This window comes from Actinophytocola sp. (assembly GCF_036555685.1).
GTDB lineage: Bacteria > Actinomycetota > Actinomycetes > Mycobacteriales > Pseudonocardiaceae > Actinophytocola.
This window is the reverse complement of record NZ_DATBKY010000290.1, coordinates 1-17,387: the sequence shown is the minus strand read 5'-3', so window position 1 is coordinate 17,387 and position 17,387 is coordinate 1. Positions and strand designations below refer to the sequence as shown.

Here is a 17,387-nt window from a genome sequence, read left to right as displayed (position 1 = left end):
CGTGAGTGTTCACCATCCGTTCCAGTGAACACTCACGGCCGCCCACACCGGCAACAGGGCCCCTGCCGATGCGTATACCCGTGCCCAACGAGCTTCACGATAGTCGGAACCGACTGTTGCCGCGCGACGAGTGCGAACCCGACACGAACCGCACCCGGCGCCGCCTACGATCTGCTGCCGTGAGCCTTCTCGACACCAGGCCGCCCGAGTCGCCCGCGATCTCGGGCGACCGCGCGATGTCCGAGGCCGACCTGGCCGAGGTTCACCTGATCGGCAAGCCGATGCCGGCCGACCGGCTGCGCGGCTGGCTCGTGGCCGGCTTCCTGGCGGTGCTCGGCGGCTTCGTGCGGCTGCAGAACCTGGGCTTCCCGACCGACCGAGGCACTCCCGTCTTCGACGAGAAGCACTACGTGCCGCAGGCGTGGGAGTTCCTGCGCAACGGCGGGTACGAGGACAACCCGGCGTACGAGCTGACCGTGCACCCGCCGCTCGGCAAGGAGCTGATCGCGGTCAGCGAGTGGCTCTTCGGCTACAACGGCTGGGGCTGGCGGTTCACCGCCGCGCTGTGCGGGTCGCTGATGATCCTCATGATCGTGCGGATCGCGCGGCGGCTGACCCGCTCGACGCTGCTCGGCGGGATCGCGGGCGTGCTGCTGATCTGCGACGGGCTGTCGCACGTGCAGAGCCGGATGGGGATGCTGGACATCTTCCTGGCGTTCTTCGTGCTGCTGGCGTTCGGTTGCCTGCTGCTCGACCGGGACCAGGTGCGCGCGCGGCTGGCGCTGACCGTGCGCGAGGGCTGGGCGACGTCGTCGCGGTTCGGTCCGCGGCTCGGGATGCGCTGGTGGCGGTTCCTCGGCGGGGTGTCGCTGGGGCTCGCGTGCGGGTCGAAGTGGTCGGGGATCTTCTTCCTGATGGCGTTCGGGCTTCTCACGGTGATCTGGGACGCGACCGCGCGGCGGGCGGCCGGAGTCGAGTCGCCGTGGAAGGGTGCGCTGGTTCGCGACGTGCTCCCGGGCCTGTGGGCGCTCGTGGCGGTGCCGCTGCTGGTGTACCTGTCGACGTGGTGGGGCTGGTTCGCGTCGGAGACCGGTGTCGACCGGCATCTCGCGGACGCGTCCGTGCACCACGGTTGGTACGACTTCCTGCCCCAGTCGCTGCGGTCGCTGTGGCAGTACTCGGGGAACGTGCTGGACTTCCACGAGCATCTGGTGACGCCCGCACGGGACCAGCATCCGTGGGAGTCGAAGCCGTGGACATGGCCGATGGGCCTGCGCCCGATGCTCTACTACTACGACGCGAACACGATCACCTGCGGCGAGGATCGGTGTGTCTCGGCGACCATGCTGGTCGGTACGCCGGCCATGTGGTGGCTGTCGCTGCCGATGCTGGGCTGGGGCCTGTGGCGGATGATCGGCCGCCTGGACTGGCGCTACGCCGCGGTGGTCGTCGCGTACCTGGCGGGCCTGCTCCCGTGGTTCACCAACCTCGACCGCCAGATGTACTACTTCTACGCGACCCCGATGGCGGCGTTCCTCGTGCTGGGCTTGGTGTTGGTGCTTGGCCAGATCATGGGGACGGCATCGGTCGGGTACGAGCGGCGGGGCACGGGCCTGTTCGTGGTGGCCCTGTACGTGGGCCTGGTCGTGGCGAACTTCGTATGGCTGTGGCCCATCCTGAACGGCGACTCGATAACGCAGGGCCACTGGGACGCGGAGCTGTGGCTCCCCTCGTGGCGCTGACTTGTCCACAGCCTTTCGAGCTGTCCACAAGTGGATCTTGCTCCCCGTGATTGTCAGTGGTCACCGGTAGAATTGATGTCGGGGCGGTCCCCCGGAGAGGGTGGGGGCCGCCATCCACGGGGCGACGTTCTCGCGGTGGCGCGTGCGCGGAACCGCCCGGTTGTACGGGGTCCGCGCGCCCGCCGGCTGCACTCCTCGACCTGCCCGCGAGCCGCCGCCCGCGCACGACCACCGGAACGTCACTTCAGTGGGCGCGTGCTGTGCACGATCTTCGTGACCGGCCCCTCCTCGGCCTGGCCCGCACGTGCCAGCCATCCGCTCATCTCCCGCGCCACCGCGGCCAGCGTCGGGCGGCGGCCCGGGTCCGCGTCGAGTGACGCGGTCAGCAGGCGCAGGTGCGCGCTCTGCCGCGGCAGCCGGCTCAGCGGCTCCGACCGCGCCGCCGCCATCAGGGCCGCCATCGCGTTGTCGCGGACGCCTCTCGGCGGCGCGCCGGTCAGCGCGAAGCTCACCGTCGCCGCCAGTTGCCACGCGTCCGACGCCGGCGTGGCCGGGGAGCCGCCCGCGGTCTCCGGCGCGAGGAAGTCCGGCGTGCCGACCATCATGCCCGCCGCGGTCAGCGTCGAGTCGCCCTTCGAGCGCGCGATGCCGAAGTCGATCAGGTGCGCGAAGCCGTCCGGGTCGATGATCACGTTCGCCGGCTTCACGTCGCGGTGCAGCACGCCCTTCGCGTGCGCCGCGGACAGCGCGCCGGCCATCGTGACCCACAGGCGCGCGGCCTGCACGTCCGACAGCGCCCCGCCGGCGTGCACGCTGTCGGCCAGCTGCTGACCCTCGATGTACTCCATCACGATGCCCAGCCCGTCGGCGTCCGACACGATGTCGTACACCCGCACGCAGTTCGGATGGTGCACCGCCGCGAGCGCCCGCGCCTCACGCAGCATCCGCGCCTCGGTCTCGGCGTCCGGCGCGTGCGCGAGCTTCACCGCGACCGTCCGGTCGAGCTGCGTGTCCCGCGCGAGCCACACCGTGCCGAACCCGCCCTGGCCGAGCGGCTTGACCTTCTGGAACCGGCCGCCGTGGTTCTGCCACAGGCCGGTCGGCGCCTTCGGCGGTCCGCCGCCGAACGGCAGCGGACCAGGATCCGCCGCCAGCTTCGCGAGCGCGGCCCGGTCCGGCTCGGGCTCCCGGTGCTGGGGCGGCGGAGGCGGTGGCATCCGCGCCGGTTGCTGCTGCGGCGGTGGCTGATAGGGCGGCGGCTGCTGTCGGTGCTGCTGCGGCGGCTGGTACGGCGGCGGTTTCTGGTACGCCCGCTCGATCACCGACCAGCTCGGCGGCCCGACCACGAGCACCGGGATCATTCCCAGCACGGTCATCGGCACGAACCCGAGCCACATCGCGCCCGCCGAGTTCGCCGTCATCGACGCGGTCAGCAGGACCATCCCGATGAACGGCAGCCACAGCAGCCGCCCAGGCCACCGCGGCCCGCGGCGCATCGCCGCCCGCGCCTGCAGCCAGATGAACAGCAGCCCGATCGCCGGCAGGATCACGAGCAGCATGAGCCGCAGCAACAGCAGGCCGGTGCCCTCCCTCGGGTAGAAGAGCACCTCGTACACCCGGGCACCGTGGCCGAGGAACTTGTCCTGCGGTCCGACCCACCCGCAGAACTCCTGCTTGACGGCCTGCACCTGGCCCGGCGTCAGCCCGCTCGGCGTGTTGCGGGCGACGTTGACGAAGACCTCGGAGAGGCCGACCGCGAACAGCAGCGGCATCAGGAACGAGAAGAACCCGCCGGTCACCGCGAAGACCGAGACCGTGGCGGCGTTGTAGGTGTTGCCGGTCCCCTTGCGCACGAGCGCGACCAGCAGCGAGCCGAGGGCAGGCAGCAGCCCGATGATCATGCCGGCGCCGATCGTCGCCCACACCCAACGACCCGGGCAGAAGCCGGGGTTGAAGAAGCTGTATGCGAACGACAGCAGCGAGCTGCCCAGGTTGATCAGGAAGTCCACGCCCCTCCCTCCCGCTGCCCATGAGACCAGACCCACGCCGCCACGGATCCACCCTATGTCGAGCCGTGACCGTTTCGCTGGGGTATGCCACGGACTAGGTTCCGACTATGGGCTCCTACCACGATGCGTACCGGCAGAGCCTCGAGGACCCGGAGGGGTTCTGGCTCACGGCCGCCGCCGGCCTGGACTGGACTAAGCCGCCGACCAAAGCCCTCGACGACAAGGACGCGCCGCTCTTCCGGTGGTTCCCCGACGGGGAACTGAACACGTGCCACAACGCCCTCGACCGGCACGTCGAGAGCGGCCGTGCGGACCAGCCGGCCCTGGTCTACGACTCGCCGGTCACCGGGAGCAAGGCGACGTACACCTATCGTGAGCTCCGCGACGAGGTCGCCACGTTCGCGGGCGTGCTCGCCGGGCTGGGTGTCGGCAAGGGCGACCGGGTGATCATCTACATGCCGATGGTGCCGCAGGCGGTCGTCGCGATGCTCGCCTGCGCGCGGCTGGGCGCGGTGCACTCGGTCGTCTTCGGCGGGTTCGCGCCGCGCGAGCTGTCCACCCGCGTCGACGACGCCAAGCCCAAGGTGATCGTGGCCGCGTCCTGCGGGATCGAGCCGACCCGGGTCGTCGAGTACAAGCCGATCATCGACGAGGCGCTGACGCTGTCGACCCACCAGCCGGACTCCGTGGTGGTGCTGCAGCGCGAGCAGGCAACCGCGACGCTCGGCGAGCGGGACGTCGACTGGACCGAGGCGATGGCGACCGCGAAGCCGGCCGACTGCGTACCGGTCGCCGCCACCGACCCGCTCTACATCCTCTACACCTCCGGCACGACCGGGAAGCCGAAGGGCGTCGTGCGCGACAACGGCGGCCACGCTGTCGCGCTGGCCTGGTCGCTGACCAACATCTACGACATCCAGCCCGGCGACGTCTTCTGGACCGCCTCTGACGTCGGCTGGGTCGTCGGGCACTCCTACATCGTGTACGCGCCGCTGATCGTCGGCGCCACGACCGTGCTGTACGAGGGCAAGCCGGTCGGCACGCCGGACGCGGGCGCGTTCTGGCGGGTCATCGCCGAGCACGGCGCGAAGGCGCTCTTCACCGCGCCGACCGCGTTCCGGGCGATCAAGCGGGTCGACCCGTCCGGCGAGCAGATCGGCAAGTACGACCTGTCGAAGTTCCGGACGCTGTTCCTGGCCGGCGAGCGGCTGGACCCGGAGACGTACCACTGGGCTTCGGACAAGCTCGGGGTGCCGGTCGTCGACCACTGGTGGCAGACCGAGACGGGCTGGCCGATCTGCGCGAACCTGCGCGGCCTCGAGCCGATGCCGATCAAGGCCGGCTCGCCGAGCGTGCCGGTGCCGGGCTACGACGTGCGGATCCTCGACGTCTCGGGCGAGGAGCTCCCCCGCGGCGAGGACGGCGCGATCGCGATCCGGCTGCCGCTGCCGCCCGGCACGCTCCCGACCCTGTGGGGCGACGACGCCCGGTACATCGAGTCGTACCTGGCGCGCTACGACGGCTACTACCTGACCGGCGACGGCGGCTACGTCGACGAGGACGGCTACGTCTACGTCATGGGCCGCACCGACGACGTCATCAACGTCGCCGGCCACCGCCTGTCGACCGGCTCGATGGAGGCCGTGCTGGCCGCGCACCCGGCGGTGGCCGAGTGCGCGGTGATCGGCGTGCGGGACTCGCTGAAGGGCCAGCTGCCGCGCGGTTTCGTGGTGCTCAAGGCCGGCGTGGAGATCTCGGCGGACACCCTGCGCGACGAGCTGGTGGCCGCGGTACGCAAGGAGATCGGCCCGGTGGCCGCCTTCCGCGACGTGTCCGTTGTGGACGGCCTGCCGAAGACGCGGTCGGGCAAGATCCTGCGCAAGACGATGCGCGGCATAGCCGACGGCCGGGACGAGCCGGTCCCGTCGACCATCGAGGACCCGAAGGTCCTGGACGCCCTGCGCCCCATCCTCCGCGGCGGCGCCTAGCCTCGGCGGCCGAGCACGCGGCCGGCGGACCGTCCTCGGCATACCCCTCCGCGGACGGCGGCCCCGGCACGCGTCAGAGGTTGATCATGTGCCCGGCCAGCCCGTGGATCGCCTCCTTCACCGCTTCGCCCAGCGTCGGGTGGGCATGGATGTTGCGTGCGACCTCGTGCACCGTCAGGTCCCACTGCTGCGCGAGGGTCAGCTCGGGCAGCAGTTCGGTGACGTCCGGGCCGATGAGGTGGCCGCCGAGCAGCTCGCCGTACCTGGCGTCCGACAGCAGCTTGACGAAGCCGCGTGCGTCGCCGAGGCCGTGGGACTTGCCGTTGGCCGTGAACGGGAACTTGGCGACCTTGACGTCGAAGCCGGCTTCGCGCGCCTGCTCCTCGGTGTAGCCGAAGCTGGCGATCTGCGGCTGGCAGTACGTGGCCCGCGGGATCATGCGGTAGTCGAGCTCCATGGTCTCCGCCCCGCCGATCGTCTCCGCGGCGACGATGCCCATGGCCTCGGCCGCGTGGGCCAGCATGAGCTTCGCGGTGACGTCGCCGATCGCGAAGATGTTCTCGACGTTCGTGCGGCAGAACCCGTCGACCTCGATCGCGCCGCGGTCGGTGGTCTTGACGCCTGCGGTCTCGAGACCGTAGCCCTCGATGTTCGGCTGGAAGCCGATCGCCTGCAGGACCTTGTCGGCCTTGAGGGTCTTGCGCTCGCCGTTCGCGGACACCTCGACGGTGACCTGCTCGCCGGAGTCGTCGATCGACTCGACCTTTGTGGAGGTCAGCGCGGTGACGCCGAGCTTGCGGTAGTGGCGGGCGAGCTCCTTGGAGACCTCGACGTCCTCGAGCGGGACGAGCCGGTCGAGGAACTCGACGATCGTGACGTCGACGCCGTAGTTGGCGAGCACATAGGCGAACTCGACGCCGATGGCCCCCGCGCCGGCGATGATCATGCTGCCGGGCAGCTCGGGGGTGAGGATCTGCTCCTCGTAGGTGACCACGCGCTCGGAGAGCCGCGTGCCGGGCAGCAGCTTGGTGCGCGCGCCGGCGGCGATGATGCAGTTGTCGAACGTGATCGTCTCGCCGTTGACTTCCAGGCTGTTCGCCCCGGTGAACGTGCCGCGCCCGGTGAACTCGGTGATCGAGTTCTTCTTCATCAGGTAGTGCACGCCCTTGACGCGCCCGTCGGCCACCGTGCGGCTGCGCGCGTGGGCGACGCCGTAGTCGAACGTGACCTGGCCCTCGATGCCGAACGTCTTCTGCTCGTTGTTGAAGATGTACGCGAGCTCGGCGTTGCGGAGCAGCGCCTTCGACGGGATGCAGCCGACGTTGAGGCACACCCCGCCCCAGTACTTCTCCTCCACGACGGCGACGGACAGGCCGAGCTGGGCCGCGCGCACGGCCGCGACGTACCCACCGGGTCCGGCACCAAGGACGACGACGTTGAAATGTGTGCTCACGCCGTCCACCCTAATCCGACTTCGCGGTCGGGCTCGTGAGTTGTCCACAACCCCGGGGTTATCCACAGGCAAGATCGACATCGCCCGCCCTGTCACCCCTCACCGATAGACTGGCGTCAGAGGGGTGCCCCCGGAGAGGGTGGGGGACGCCATCCACGGGGCCGGAGCGGGTTCCCGTCGGGCGGGACTTTCTTCGCCGGTCGGCGGCCTTCCGACTGCCTCGGCTCTCTGCGGCAGGCTGCCATGAGCCTCCATTTCACGCGCCGGACCGTCCCGCTCCCCAGTCCGGTGCAATGGTGCGCCGGCTCCGGGCGCCTCACGCCACGAGCAGCCTCTCATGAGCGCGTCCCGCGGCGGATTGGTTCGACCATTCTGCTCCGATTGGTTCGACCACTCCGCCGAACGGTCGGCAAGTCGCCACCAGCCGGCCGTCCACCCGAGACGTGAGAAGTTCCCCAACCGGCGCACACTCAGGTGAGAAGTTGGCCGCAAACCCTTGCCGCGCCTGGATTTCAGACCCGTTTTACAACGTCTTTCGCAAGCGTCTTGACACCGGCACCGGACAGGCCCAAAGTTCTCCCATTGGTCTATACCACTAGGTCTGAACCATTCGGTCTAAACCACTGGTGTCGGCTCGGCGCGGACGCCGGGCGCGGAAGGGACGGCAGAGAAGTGAAGCGCTGGACGAAGCTGATGGTCGGCGCGGCCGCCATCGCACTGGCTACCGCGGGCTGTGCCGGCTCGGGTGGCACCGACAGCAGCAACGAACAGAAGGCGGGCCAGCCCCGCACCCTCACCGTGTGGCTGATGAACGGCTCCGCGCCGGCGACCCTCACCGACGCGCTCAACAAGGAGTTCGAGCAGAAGCACGACGGCGTCACCGTCAAGTACGAGGTCCAGGAGTGGAACGGCATCCAGGACAAGCTCACCACCGCCCTGGCCAGCCAGAACCCGCCGGACGTCATCGAGCTCGGCAACACCCAGGCGCCCGCCTTCGCGTCCGAGGGCGTGCTCACCGATCTCAGCAAGGACGTGGACAAGCTCAACGGCGGCCAGTGGCTCGCCAGCCTCAAGGCGAGCGGCGAGTGGGACGGCAAGCAGTACTCGACCCCGTTCTACGCCGCGAACCGCATGGTCATCTACCGCACAGACATGTTCCAGCAGGCCGGCGTCACCCCACCGACCTCCCGTGCCGAGTGGCTCGCCGCCATCGGCAAGCTCAAGGCGAAGTTCGGCAAGGACAAGCAGTTCCAACCGCTCTACCTGCCGGGCCAGAACTGGTATGCCCTGCTGTCCTTCATCTATGACGAGGGCGGCGACATCGCCGAGAAGAGCGGCAACGACTTCACGGCCACGGTCGACAGCGACCAGGCCAAGGCCGGCCTCGAGTTCTACAAGCAGCTGGTCGACGCGTCCGGCACCACCGCGCCCAAGGACAACGACGAGCAGAACCCCGAGCAGGCCGGCATCTACGGCCAGGGCAAGGTCGCGATGATGATCGCGCTGCCGTGGGAGGTCGACACAGCGGCCAAGAACAACGCCGCCATCAAGGAGAAGACGTCCGCCTTCCCAATCCCGTCCAGGAACGCGGGCGAGACCGCGCCGGTCTTCCAGGGCGGCTCGAACCTGGCCGTCCCGGTGAACAGCAAGAACGCCGACCTGGCCAAGGCGTACCTGGCGCTGATCCTCAGCGAGAAGTACCAGTCGCAGTTCGCCGAGGCCGGCATGGTGCCCGGCGCGTCCACCGACCTCTCGGCGCTCGACGCGAACCCGGTGAGCAAGGCGATGGCGGACGCCTCGAAGAACGGCAAGTCCGTCCCGGCCACGCCGAAGTGGGCGACCATCGAGGCCGGCCAGAACCCGCTCAAGGACATGCTGACCGCCTACCTGACCGGCGCGAAGGACATCGACACCGCGACCGCTGACGCCAACAAGGCGCTGGACGCCGCCTTCAGCGGCTGATGTCGGTCTCGATGACGCAGACCGCGCAGATCACGGCGCCGGCGGGCTCATCCCCGCCGGCACCGCCGCGCGCCGGCCGGGCCCGCCGGGCCGGTCTCGGGGAGCGCGCCGTCCCGTACCTCCTGCTCGCGCCCGCAGTCATCACCATGCTGGTGCTGCTCGGCTGGCCCGCGATCCAGGTGGTCGGCATAAGCTTCCGCAAGCTCGACCTGGGTGAGCTCGTCCGCGGCGAGATCGTCTGGGTGGGGTTCGACAACTACCGGGCCGTGCTCGCCGACCCCGAGGTCTGGGCGATCACGCTGCGGACGGTCCTCTTCACGGCCGCGTGCGTCGCCGCCACGGTGCTCGCCGGCCTGCTGATCGCGATCCTCATGCGGCACGTGTCGACCACGGTCCGCGTCGCGATCCAGGTGTGCCTCGTGCTCGCGTGGGCCACCCCGATCCTCGCCACCACCACGGTGTTCCAGTGGATCTTCGATCAGCAGTACGGGATCCTCAACAAGACCCTGGTCAAGCTCGGCTTCGACTCGTTCGCCGGGTTCTCGTGGTTCTCCTCCGGCGCCAGCACGCTGACCGTCATCGGGCTGCTGATCGTCTGGCAGGCCGTGCCGTTCGTGTGCTTCACGATCTACGCCGGGCTGCTGGCCGCGCCCAGGGAGCTCTACGAGGCGGCCGCCATCGACGGCGCGAGCGCGTGGCAGTCGTTCGCCACGGTGTCCTGGCCGGCCATCCGCGCGCTGGTCACGCTGGCCACGTTCCTGTCGGTGATCTGGGACTTCAAGGTCTTCGCGCAGGTCTGGGCGATCCGGCAGGGCGGTCCGGACGGCGAGAGCACGACGCTGCCGCTGCTGCTGTACCTGAAGGGCATCGCCGGCCGGCACTTCGGCGTCGCGTCGGCGATCGCCGTGCTGATGATCATCGTCCTGCTCGTGCTCACCGCCCGCTACCTGCAGCTGCTGCTGCGCTCCCGGGAGGCTGATGTGTCGTGAGGAAGACCCGGACGCAGCGGATAGCGCTCAACGCGGTCGGCGTGCTCGTCGCCCTGCTGTTCGTGTTCCCCACCTACTGGATGATCACGAGCGCGGTCAAGCCGTCGGCCGACCTGCTGAGCCCGGCCTACGACCTGGTCCCGCACTCGGTCACGCTCGACAACTTCGCGAGCGCCATCGCGAAACCCGGCTTCACCGTGCACCTGACGAACAGCCTGATCGTCACGCTCGGCGCGGTGGCGTGCGCGCTGGTCGCGGGCGTGCTGGCGGCGTTCCCGCTGGCGCGGCTGCGCTTCGCCGGCCGCAAGGGCTTCCTGCTGCTGGTGCTGATCGCGCAGATGGCGCCGATCGAGGCGTTGTTCATCCCGATGTTCCTGCTCATGCAGGACGCCGGGCTGCTCAACAAGCTGCCGTCGCTGCTGCTCGTGTACTTCGCGATCACGCTGCCGTTCACGGTGTGGACGCTGCGCGGGTTCGTGTCGGGCATCCCGTTCGAGCTCGAGGAGGCGGCGATGGTCGACGGCTGCGGCCGGTTCGGCGCGTTCCGCCGGGTGGTGCTGCCGCTGCTCGGGCCGGGCCTCGTGGCGACGTCGGTGTTCGCGTTCATCACGGCGTGGAACGAGTTCCTGTACGCGCTGGTCTTCATGCGGGACTCGGACAAGCAGACGCTGCCGGTGTGGCTGTCGACGTTCAAGACCGTGTTCGGCACGGACTGGGGCGGCATCATGGCGGCGTCGGTGCTCTACGCGCTGCCGGCACTGGTGTTCTTCATGATCGTGCAACGGAAGCTGGTGTCGGGGGCGACGGCGGGCGCGCTCAAGGGCTGACGGGTTGTGGTCTGGACCATGCGTGGTCTATACCTGGTTGTCCTGTCCCCTCGGCTCCAGGAGGACCCGTGTCCAGGCTCCCTGCCCCCAGACGCGCGACGACTGTCCTGGCCGTCGCAGCGCTCGCGATGCTCGGTGCGGCCGTGCCGTCGTCCGCAGCCCCCGACCGCAACGACGTCAAGGAGTCGCGCATGACCCAGGTGATACCGGCTCCCGTGTCGGTCGAACCTGACCGCCACGGCGGCGCGTTCCGGCTCGAGTCGGACGCCGCCATCCACGCCGACCACGGCGCCCGCGGGGTCGGCGAGTACCTCGCGCACGTGCTGCGGCCCTCGACCGGTTACCGGCTGCCGGTCACCGACCGGAAGGGCGACATCTCGCTGGAGCTGGGCAAGGTCGGCTCGCGGCTCGGTGACGAGGGCTACGAGCTCATGGCGTCCGGCCGGGGCGTCGAGATCAAGGCGCGGACCGCGCGGGGCCTGTTCGCCGGCGTGCAGACGCTGCGCCAGCTGCTGCCCGCGCAGGTGGAGAGCCGGTCGGTGCAGCGGGGTCCGTGGACGGTGCCGGCCGGGAAGATCGTCGACTACCCGCGGTTCGCGCACCGCGGCGCGATGCTGGACGTCGCGCGGCACTTCTTCTCGCCCGACGAGGTCAAGCGGTACATCGACCAGATCGCGCTGTACAAGATCAACACGCTGCACCTGCACCTCGCCGACGACCAGGGCTGGCGGATCGAGATCAAGAGCTGGCCGCGGCTCGCGACGTACGGCGGCTCGACCGAGGTCGGCGGCGGTCCCGGCGGCTACTACACGCAGGACCAGTACCGCGACATCGTGCGGTACGCGGCCGAGCGCCAGATCACGATCATCCCGGAGATCGACATGCCGGGACACACGAACGCCGCGCTGGCGTCGTACGCGGAGCTCAACTGCGACGGCGTGGCGCCGCCGCTGTACACCGGGATCGAAGTCGGGTTCAGCTCGCTGTGCATCGACAAGGAGATCACCTACCGGTTCCTGGGTGACGTGCTGCGCGAGCTCGCGGCCCTGACGCCGGGCGAGTACCTGCACCTCGGCGGCGACGAGGCGCACGCGACGACCGAGCCGGACTACGTCAAGTTCTTCCAGCGCGTGCTGCCGATGGCCGAGGCGCTGGGCAAGAAGGTGTCCGGCTGGCACGACCTGCTCAAGGCGACACCGTCCGTGTCGGCGGTGCCGCAGTACTGGGGCACCACGCCGCAGAACGACCTCGTCGCCGAGGCGGTCGCGCGGGGCAACAAGGTCGTCATGTCCCCGGCGAACAAGGCCTACATGGACATGAAGTACGACGAGAACACCCCGCTCGGCCTGTCGTGGGCGGGCTTCATCGAGGTCGACGTCGCGTACGGCTGGGACCCGGGCAACTACCTGCAGGGCGTGCCGGAGTCGGCGGTGCTGGGCGTCCAGGCGCCGCTGTGGTCGGAGACGCTGGAGAACAGCGACCACATCGAGTTCATGGCGTTCCCGCGGCTGCCGGCGTACGCCGAGCTGGGCTGGTCACCATGGTCGACGCACGACTGGGAGTCGTTCCGCACGCGGCTCGCGGCGCAGGCGCCGCGGTGGACCGAACTGGGCATCGACTTCTACCGATCCCCGCAGATCCCCTGGCCTGAGTAGAGGCCTGGGCGCAGGCCCATCGCCGGGTCGCACCCACCCGGCGATGGGCCTTTGTCCATTCGGCCGCCTACCGTCGCGCTCAGCGTGGCAGCGTCTGGACGGTGCCCGTCAGCCTTGCCCGCTCGGCGGCGAACACCGCGCGGTGTGACTCCAGGGACTCCGCCGGGCCGGACAGGATGTGCGACGCGTCGCCGGTCGCCACCGCCGTGGTGAAGGCGTCCAGCAGGCCCGCGTCGCCGCCGCCGTGGCCGGCTGCCGCGTCCAGCCCCTCGCTCGGGATGTCGTGCACCGACACCTCGCCGGTCACGAAGTCGTGCAGCGTCACCTGCTCGCCGTTGCCGTCCAGGTAGCCGTGCGTGCCGAAGATCTGCGTGCGCCGGTCCTGGTGCGGGGTGAACGCCGTCATCGTGAACGTCGCGGTCACCCCGCCGCCGAACTCCATCGCCACCACCTGGTGGTCGACGACGTCGTTGTCGGCGGCGTACACGCACCGGCCGTACGGGCCGTCGCGCAATGCCGTGCGGACGCCGTCCTCGGTGATCTCGTCGGTGATCACGCTGACCGGCCAGCCCGTGCGACCCGCGCGCAGCATGCCCAGGTACAGCCGCGGCGCGGAGTACGCGCAGTCCGGCTCGAGCGCGCACGACACGCATCGGTCCGCCGCGGCCGCGGGCTGGTTCTCGCGGCGGAAGTGCGTCAGCGAGCCGAAGCTCGACACCCGCTCGATCGGCCGGCCGACGATGTGCCGCAGCCAGTCGATGTCGTGCCCGGACTTCGCCAGCAGCATGAACGACGCCTTGTCGCTCCGCCGCCAGTTGCCGCGCACATACGAGTGCGCGTAGTGCCAGTGCCCCACCGGCTCCAGGTGCTGCACGCTGACGACGTCGCCGATCCGGCCCCCGTCGAGCAACCCCTTCACCAGCCGGGTGTACGGGCGGTACCGCAACACGTGGCAAACCGCGAACAGCACGCCCGCATCGGTCACCGCGCGTACCAGCTCCGCGCACTCCGCCTCCGTGGGCGCGAGAGGCTTCTCCACCATCAGGTGATATTCGTTGTCCGCCAACGTGACCGCGGGTCCGACGTGATCCGAGTCCTGCGTGGTCACGATCGCCGCGTCGGCGAGCCGGGGTGCCGCGGCCAGCTCCTGCCACGACGCGAACGCACGCTCCGGCGGGATCCCGTGGAAGCGCGCGAAGGCGTCGCGCTGGTGCGTGCGCGGCTCCGCGACCGCGAGCACCCGTGCGCGCTCCGGATGCGCCGCGAGCCACTCGCCGTACGTGAAACCCCGCTGCCCGGCACCCACCATCGCGAACGTCACCGGCCGGTCCATCACGCCCTCCGAAAAGCCGTCACGACAACCGACGCGGTGGTCCGCACCGGCTCGGGCAGCGCGGCCACGCGCTCCCCCGACGCCTCCCGTCCAATGTGCCACGCGCTCGGCCCCATGCCCACCAGCGACAGCACGTCCCCGTGCGACAGGGCGAGCTCGAACTCGCACACGTCCTGAGTGGACGGCAGGAACGCCGGCGCCAGCTGCTCGGCGATCCGATGGGCCTTGTCCGGCGCCACCGTCAGCAGGCCGAGGTCGGCGACCAGGCCGGCGAGGTGGTCGGTGGTCGGCGCGACCACGACCAGCACGCCGTCCGGCGCGAGGATCCGGTCCAGCTCGGGCGGGTTGCGCGGCGCGAACACGTTGAGCGCGATCGAGATCGCGCCGTCCCGCACCGGCAGCCTGCCCCACGCGTCACAGCCGACCGCACCCAGCCGCGGGTGCGCGCGGGCCGCCCGCCGCAGCGCCGGCTTCGAGATCTCCAGTGCGAGGCCGACCCGATCCGGCTCGGCGTCGAGCACGGCAGCGAGGTAGTGCCCGGTGCCGGCGCCGAGGTCGGCGACGCAGCCGCCCGCGGTCCCTGCCGCGCCGGCGACCGCTCGCCTGATCGGCGCGTAGTGGCCGGCGTCGAGGAACGCGGCACGGGCGGCGACCATGTCCGCGCTGTCACCGGCCACCGATGCCTTGCCGGACAGGAGGCTCACGTAACCCTGCCGCGCGACGTCGAACCCGTGCCCCTCCGCGCACCGCACGGCCGGCCCCGCCGGCGTCAGGTCGGCGTGGCAGTGCGGGCACTCCAGGAAGGGCAGGACGTCAGCCAGCATCGTCGGCCAGCGCCTCCACCCGCCGGTGGAGCCGGTCGACGCGTGCCTCCGACTCCGGCTTCATCAGCACGCTGCGCAGCAGGCGCGCACCGTCCACATCCGCCTTCACGGCCGGATGCCGGCGCGCGAAGTCCGCCGCGCTCACCTTCAGCACCGACAGGAACACCGGGTCCCGCCCGGCGCGCATGCCGTCGGTCATCACCCGCGCGCTGGCCGCGTCGATCGCCGACAGGCTGTCCCGGCGCGGGAAGTAGCTGACGATGTCCAGTTCGGGTTGCTGGTACAGCTCCAGGTGCGGCGAGTCCGCCAGCAGCTCCGCCCAGCCGAGCGCGGCCCGCCGGCCGGCGGCCAGGTACCTGCCGAGCCCGTCCCGCGTCGGCGGGATCACCTGGAACGTCAGCCACAGCGCGGCCGCGGCGGCGCCCGCGCGCGAGCACTCCAGGCTGATCTCGCCGAGGTGCAAGTCGGCGTCGGTGAAATAGGTGTACGGCGAGTCGTGGTGGTAGAAGCGCGCCACCTCCGGGTCGGCGAAGACGACCGCGCCGCAACCGTAGGGCTGCAAGCCGTGCTTGTGCGGGTCGACGACCACCGAGTCGCACCCGGCGATCGCCCGCCACGGCCGGGTGTCGACGGACTCCTCCTCGCCGAGGAGCGTGAAGAAGCCACCGTACGCGGCGTCCACATGCAACCGGATGCCGTACTCGTCCTTCAGTGCCAGGGCGTCGTGGATCGGGTCGACGGCGCCGAGCCCGGTGGTCCCGGCGGTGACGACGACCGTGCCGATGTCCTCGTTCCGCAGCAAGTCCTCGAGCGCGCCGAGGTCCATCCGGCCGGCCGCGTCGACCGGGACGGTGTAGCCCGGCATGCCGAGCACATGGCACATGCGCGCGTGCGTGTAGTGACTCTCCGCACTGAACGCGACGCCCTTGCCCGGATGGGACTCCCGCGCGACGAACAACGCCTCGAGGTTCGCTACGGTGCCGCCACCGGTGAGGTGCCCCAGGTGCGTGTCGAAGCCGAACATGTTCGCCAGCGCGGCGACGGCCTCCCGCTCCATCTTCGCGGTGGCCGGGCCGCCGTCCTGCGCGTGGTTGTTCGGGTTGACGAGCATCGCGGTCAGGTACCCGGCGACCGCCACCGGATGTGGCGGCTTGAGCATCTGGCCCGCGTAGTCGGGATGGAAGAACGGGTAGTTTTCCGTGAGCCGCCCGGTCAGCTCGGCGAACGCCGCGCGGAACCGATCGGGATCGACCTGCTGGCACGGGTGCGCCGGATAGTCCGCGAAGCTCCGCTGCCACGCCTCGACGGCTTCGACGCCCTGCCGCAACCACCCGGAAAGATCCGTCATGCCCTCACAATCGCATGCGTCCGGCCCCGAACGCGACGAAGGACGCCTCCCGCTCCGAGGCGTCCTTCGTCAGTGTCCGTCGTCAGTGTCCGTCGTGCGTCAGCGGCGGGCGCCCCGTCCCCGCATCACCAGCACGAGCGCGCAACCGCCCAGCAGCAGGGCGACCCCGAGCGCGAGGAGTGGACCGGTCTCGACGCCGGTTTCGGCCAGTTCCTCCTGCTCGGCGGCGTTCGAGACGTCCTCGGACGTGCTCGTCTCGGTGGCTCCGCCACTGCCCGGGCCCGCACCTTCCGACGGCGAGGTCGTCGGGGTGTCCGTGGGTGACTCCTCGGTGGGCGGGGTCGACGTCTCCGACTTGCCCGTGCCACAGACGAACCAGTGGCTCACGGCCGCCGGCTTGCCGCTCGGCACGAGGGGTGCGTGCAGACCGTGCCACGGCAGGTCGTCGAGGTCGGCGTACACGTTGTAGGCCGGACCGCCCTTGACGACCACGCCCACGATCTGGACACCTTCCGGCACGCCGGTGATGTCGACGCCGTCGGTGTTGTCACCTCCTGAGAAGTCGATGTCGCCCTGAGCGACGGCACTACTGCCCGGGAACAACTCGGCACAGTCCGCCGCGACGACGTTGCCCGCGTGGGCGGTGGCGCGATCGTCACCGGACACGGGCGTCCGGTTGGGAGGGCTGGCGGCGGCGAACGAGGTGAGCCCGATCAGGAAACCGGTGGCAATCGACGCCACGATCAGGGAACGGCTGACAGTGGAAAACCGATTCATAGGAACTCCGGGAGTGGGGGTTGCCAACTGAACCGGGAATTCTTATCACCTGATCAACTGACCACTGACGCAGGGCCTTTTCTTGCGCAGCAGGCAAACTCTGAGTATGTCGCGACCTGCCAACAACGCCGCGGCCTCAGCTGCGCAGCGGCGGCGTTGATGTGCGAACCGTCGATCGACGCACGGACAATCGATGGCCTTGAGCCCGTGCAACTCCGAGAACCGCCTGAAAAAGATCAATCAGCCAGGAGCTGAGGCGGTCAGGCGGACGCGTGCTTCGCCAGGCCATTCACGCACTGCTGCACGAACCGGGCGAATGCGCGTTGCAACATCCAGCCAGTGCCCGGGTACTTCGCCCCGAAGCTGACCGTCCACGTGATTTCCGTGCCCGCGTCCTTCGGTACCAGGTCGACCACGCCGCGGTAGTCGCGCACGGGCAGGCCGTCCAGGTGGTTGTACCTGAACTGCCGATCCTGCGCG

Annotated in this window: 13 protein-coding genes; 6 read left to right on the top strand and 7 right to left on the bottom strand. The window is 70.1% G+C overall.

All coding sequences use genetic code 11. From position 1 onward, the window contains the following. Positions 1–179 precede the first annotated feature (179 nt). Positions 180–1,742 carry a dolichyl-phosphate-mannose--protein mannosyltransferase gene (locus VH969_RS29395; protein ID WP_414638633.1) on the top strand — a complete coding sequence of 521 codons (1,563 nt, stop codon included), beginning with the start codon at positions 180–182 and terminating at the stop codon, positions 1,740–1,742. Between the two features lie 239 nt (positions 1,743–1,981). On the opposite strand, the gene VH969_RS29390 is transcribed toward VH969_RS29395, so the two are convergent. Then, the gene (locus tag VH969_RS29390) at positions 1,982–3,751 is read right to left on the bottom strand and encodes a serine/threonine-protein kinase (RefSeq protein WP_331980126.1); all 1,770 of its coding nucleotides are present in this window, start codon (positions 3,749–3,751) and stop codon (positions 1,982–1,984) included. Between the two features lie 107 nt (positions 3,752–3,858). Between VH969_RS29390 and VH969_RS29385 the strand changes: the two genes are divergently transcribed. Next, positions 3,859–5,739, top strand: a complete 1,881-nt coding sequence (locus VH969_RS29385) for a propionyl-CoA synthetase (protein WP_331980124.1) — start codon at positions 3,859–3,861, stop codon at positions 5,737–5,739. A 73-nt stretch (positions 5,740–5,812) separates the two neighbouring features. On the opposite strand, the gene lpdA is transcribed toward VH969_RS29385, so the two are convergent. After that, on the bottom strand, positions 5,813–7,192 hold the full coding sequence (gene lpdA / locus VH969_RS29380) for a dihydrolipoyl dehydrogenase (RefSeq protein WP_331980122.1): 1,380 nt from the start codon (positions 7,190–7,192) through the stop codon (positions 5,813–5,815). A 672-nt stretch (positions 7,193–7,864) separates the two neighbouring features. Here lpdA and VH969_RS29375 point away from each other — a divergent pair. The 4 genes from VH969_RS29375 to VH969_RS29360 all read left to right on the top strand — a co-directional run bounded on the left by VH969_RS29375 (position 7,865) and on the right by VH969_RS29360 (position 12,625). Continuing rightward, positions 7,865–9,154 (top strand): extracellular solute-binding protein, encoded by a 1,290-nt coding sequence (locus tag VH969_RS29375; protein ID WP_331980120.1) that lies wholly within the window; start codon positions 7,865–7,867, stop codon positions 9,152–9,154. An 11-nt stretch (positions 9,155–9,165) separates the two neighbouring features. Then, on the top strand, positions 9,166–10,143 hold the full coding sequence (locus VH969_RS29370) for a carbohydrate ABC transporter permease (protein ID WP_331980118.1): 978 nt from the start codon (positions 9,166–9,168) through the stop codon (positions 10,141–10,143). Next, positions 10,140–10,970 (top strand): carbohydrate ABC transporter permease, encoded by an 831-nt coding sequence (locus tag VH969_RS29365; RefSeq protein WP_331980116.1) that lies wholly within the window; start codon positions 10,140–10,142, stop codon positions 10,968–10,970. Before VH969_RS29370 ends, VH969_RS29365 begins: the two co-directional genes overlap by 4 nt. A gap of 128 nt (positions 10,971–11,098) precedes the next feature. Continuing rightward, positions 11,099–12,625: a beta-N-acetylhexosaminidase gene (locus VH969_RS29360; RefSeq protein ID WP_331980128.1), complete on the top strand. Its 1,527-nt coding sequence runs from the start codon at positions 11,099–11,101 to the stop codon at positions 12,623–12,625. A 79-nt stretch (positions 12,626–12,704) separates the two neighbouring features. Here VH969_RS29360 and VH969_RS29355 read toward each other — a convergent pair whose 3' ends face one another. The 5 genes from VH969_RS29355 to VH969_RS29335 all read right to left on the bottom strand — a co-directional run. Next, the gene (locus tag VH969_RS29355) at positions 12,705–13,958 is read right to left on the bottom strand and encodes a Gfo/Idh/MocA family protein (protein ID WP_331980114.1); all 1,254 of its coding nucleotides are present in this window, start codon (positions 13,956–13,958) and stop codon (positions 12,705–12,707) included. Continuing rightward, a complete protein-coding gene (locus VH969_RS29350) occupies positions 13,958–14,782 on the bottom strand; it encodes a putative RNA methyltransferase (RefSeq protein ID WP_331980112.1) in 825 nt (274 codons plus the stop codon). Before VH969_RS29350 ends, VH969_RS29355 begins: the two co-directional genes overlap by 1 nt. After that, positions 14,772–16,130, bottom strand: coding sequence for a pyridoxal phosphate-dependent decarboxylase family protein (locus tag VH969_RS29345; protein WP_331980110.1), 1,359 nt, complete (start codon positions 16,128–16,130; stop codon positions 14,772–14,774). The genes VH969_RS29350 and VH969_RS29345 overlap by 11 nt, the downstream gene beginning before the upstream one ends. A 99-nt stretch (positions 16,131–16,229) precedes the next feature. Next, a complete protein-coding gene (locus VH969_RS29340; RefSeq protein ID WP_331980108.1) occupies positions 16,230–16,871 on the bottom strand; it encodes a hypothetical protein in 642 nt (213 codons plus the stop codon). 296 nt (positions 16,872–17,167) lie between these two features. Then, positions 17,168–17,387, bottom strand: a 220-nt coding sequence (locus VH969_RS29335) for an SRPBCC family protein (protein WP_331980106.1), incomplete at its 5' end; no start/stop codon positions are given.